This is a genomic window from Angustibacter aerolatus (assembly GCF_054776675.1).
In genome coordinates, this window is sequence record NZ_BAAHBM010000155.1 from 1 (window position 1) to 3,576 (window position 3,576).

Genomic DNA, 3,576 nt, shown 5'->3' on the forward strand with positions numbered 1-3,576 from the left:
TCCGGCGCAGCGCGGGCAGGGCGCGCTCGAGGTCGGGTTCGAGGGACGCCGAGCCGGCCGGCGCCGCGCCGCCGCGGTGCCGCAGCCGCTCGCCGAGCCGCCGCCGGTCGGCGCGCTCGTGCCGGGAGAACGTGCGGCGCAGCAGCGGCAGCAGGTCGTCGAAGGTCGGCTCGTCGACCCGGGCCACCCACGCGTCGACGATGCCGAGCAGCTCGGGGTCGTGCAGCAGCAGCACCGCGTCGCCCTCCAGGAACCCGTCGAGCCAGGCGGCGCCGGCGACGGCGGAGGCCCCCGTCGACAACCGGCGGCTCAGCCGGCGGGCGACCTCCTCGGTGTCGAGCGCGCCGCCGTCGAGCAGCAGACGGTGCACCCGGCCCGACACCAGGCCGTGCACGCGGTCGTCGCCCGCCACCGCGAGCAGCGCCTCGCGCCACACGACGGGCTCCTCGCCGACCAGGCCGATGCCGCGGTGGGCGGCGTCGACCGCGGTGCGCACGCGGGCCGCCGCCTCGTCGTCGAGCGAGACGCAGCCGGGGCGCAGGTCGACGGCGGCGCGGGTGACCACGGTGTCGAGCACGTCGGCGACCAGGGCGGTGTCGGCCTCGCGCACGTCGCCGTACCGCTGGGTGCGGGCCAGCGGCTCGATCGCCTCCAGCAGCTCGACGACGTCCTGCCGGCGGGTGGTCTGAGCCGCCAGCGCGGCGATCACCTCGGCCAGCGCCTCGGGCAGCTCGGCCACGAAGCACTGCTCGACCAGCGCGCCCAGCGCCCCCAGGTCCGAGGCCTCCTGCGCCCGCTCGGCCACCAGCGCGGTGGCGGCGCCGAGCACCGTCGTGCCGTGCATCCCGGCCTCGACGAGGTCGACGGCCAGCTCGGGGCGCCACCGCAGCGTCCACCCCTCCTTGAACGTGCCGGTGGTGCGCCCGGCGTCGGCCGGCGTGCCCCACGGCACACCGAGCAGCCGCAGCCGGTGCAGCAGCACCGAGCGCTCGCGCTGCGACTCGCGGCGCAGGTCGAGCACCAGGGTGCTCTCGGCGGGCGACGGCTTCAGCCGCAGCGAGCGCTGCAGCCGCTCGAGGTCCTGGGCGAGCGGCACCCGCGGCGCCGCCTCGGGCACCTGGCCGAGCAGCTCACCGACCACGAGCCGGCTGTGCACCAGCCGCAGCGGCAGCGCCGACCCCTCGCACAGCACGGCCTGCGTCGCGTCGTCGAGCTCGGTCAGACCCACCGACGGACGGCCGCGCACGGTGGCCAGCGCGTCGGCCAGCCGCACCGCCTCCACGACGGACGCCGGCGCCGCGGGCAGCCCCTCCGACCGCAGCTCGCGCGCCACCCGGGTCAGCCAGCTCGCCACGACGGCGTCGCGGTCGGGCTGCTCGTGGGCGTCCTGCTCGGCCCACGAGGCGAACAGGTGCTGGTACCAGCCGGGTGCGGTGACGCCGGCGCCGTAGCCGCTCTCGACCGCGAGCCGGTCGGCGGTCCAGGGCGCCCAGGTGACGGCCACCTTGGTGCGCGGCAGCTTCGTCAGCAGACGGTTGTCGTGCGACACCGGCGGGAAGGTGTCGGGGTGCAGCACCGGTGCGTGGTAGGCGCCGCACACCACCGCGACCCGCTCGAACCCCTCCCGAAGCGCGGCCCGCAGCACCTTGCGCATCGACGCCTCGCGCCGCAGGTTCTCGGGGTCGCGGTCGCCGAAGCCGTCGCCGGCCCGCACCTGCGCCATCGCCTCGCGGATGTCGGCGAACCGGGCGAGCGAGGAGGAGCGGCGGTGCTCGACGGCGTCCTCCCACCAGCGCTCGGCGTCGTCGTAGCCGGCGGCGCGGGCCAGCACGCCGATCGCGTCCGACGGCCGGGCGGGCGGGCCGTCGTCCGCTCCCTCGGCCAGGGAGTGGACGGCGGGCAGGTCGGCGAAGCGCACCGGGACGCGGCCGTGCACCGCCCAGCGCATCGCGACCCACTCGGGCGAGAACGCCGCCAGCGGGTAGAACGCGGCCCGGCGCGGGGCGTCGACGGCGTACACGAGCCCGGCGACCGGCGGCACGAGGTCGGCGTCACCGGCCAGCGGCAGCAGCCCGTCGAGCTCGGGCGCGCCCTCGATCACCACGAGGTCGGGCTCGAGCTCGGCGAGCGCCTGCTGCACCGACCGGGCAGAGCCCGGCCCGTGGTGGCGCACCCCGAGCACCTCGACGACCGCCATCGATCAACCGAGCTCGCGGCAGGCGCGGTAGAGGTCGGTCCACGCGGAGCGGTCCTTCACGACCGTCTCCAGGTACTCCTGCCAGACGATGCGGTCCTGCACCGGGTCCTTGACGACGGCGCCGGTCAGGGACGCCGCGACGTCCGCCGCGCGGATGACGCCGTCGCCGAAGTGCGCCGCCAGCGCCGCGCCGTTCGTCATCACCGAGATCGCCTCGGCGGTCGAGAGCGTGGCGCTCGGCGACCGCACGGTGGTGCGCTGGTCGAGCGTGGTGCCCGACCGCAGCTCGCGGAAGATCGTGACCACCCGCTCGATCTGCGACAGCGCCTCGACGTCCGCCGGCAGCGCGAGCGAGCGGCCGACCGCCGCGACGCGGGTGCGCACGATGTCGACCTCCTGCTCGAGGGTGTCGGGCAGCGGCAGCACGAGCGTGTTGAACCGGCGGCGCAGCGCCGACGACAGGTCGTTCACGCCCTTGTCGCGGTTGTTCGCGGTGGCCACCACGTTGAACCCCTGCAGCGCCTGCACCTCGTCGTCGAGCTCGGGGATCGGCAGCGCCTTCTCCGACAGGATCGAGATGAGCGCGTCCTGCACGTCGGCGGGGATGCGGGTCAGCTCCTCGATCCGCACCAGCGCGCCGCGCTCCATCGCGCGCATCACCGGGCTCGGCACGACGGCCCCGCGCGAGGGGCCCTCGGCCAGCAGCCGCGCGTAGTTCCAGCCGTAGCGCAGCGACTCCTCCGGCGTGCCGGCCGTGCCCTGGACGACGAGCGTCGAGTCGCCGCTGACCGCCGCCGCCAGGTGCTCGCTGACCCAGGTCTTCGCCGTTCCGGGCACGCCGAGCAGCAGCAGCGCGCGGTCGGTGGCCAGCGACGCCACGGCGATCTCGACCACCCGGCGCGACCCCAGGTACTTCGGCGAGATCTCGGTGCCGTCGTCGAGCCGGCCGCCGAGCAGGTACGTCGCCACCGCCCACGGCGACAGCCGCCAGCGCGGGGGGCGCGGCCGGTCGTCGGCCGCGGCGAGCGCCCGCAGCTCGTCGGCGTAGGCGTCCTCGGCGTGCGCCCGCAGCAGGCAGGCCGACTCGGCGGCGGTGGCGGGCGTCGGGTCGGTCACTGGAAGGCCTCCGGGATCTCGGTGACGAGCGTCAGGTACTGGCCGATGCGGGCGACCCGCTCGCGCACGGCGGGCCCCGCGCCCTCGGCCCACCGGTCGAGCGCGGGCCGCACCACGGGGTCGAGGTGGGTGGCCATCGCACCGCCGACGGCGACGAGCAGCGGCGTGGCGTCGGCCTCGTCGGCCACCCGGCGCAGCACCGCCTGCCTGAGCGCCGGGCCCCACCGCCCCGGCACCGCGTCGACGACGGCCGACAGCCGGGC

At 76.8% G+C, this 3,576-nt stretch carries 3 protein-coding genes; all 3 read right to left on the reverse strand.

Features of this window, described 5'->3' with window-relative positions:
• On the reverse strand, positions 1-2,197 hold a 2,197-nt coding region (locus ACYVI6_RS18285; RefSeq protein ID WP_460447727.1), incomplete at its 3' end, for a DUF5682 family protein.
• Between the two features lie 3 nt (positions 2,198-2,200).
• Positions 2,201-3,313: an ATP-binding protein gene (locus ACYVI6_RS18290; RefSeq protein WP_460447728.1), complete on the reverse strand. Its 1,113-nt coding sequence runs from the start codon at positions 3,311-3,313 to the stop codon at positions 2,201-2,203.
• Positions 3,310-3,576, reverse strand: a 267-nt coding sequence (locus ACYVI6_RS18295) for a hypothetical protein (RefSeq protein WP_460447729.1), incomplete at its 5' end; no start/stop codon positions are given. The genes ACYVI6_RS18290 and ACYVI6_RS18295, both read right to left, overlap by 4 nt.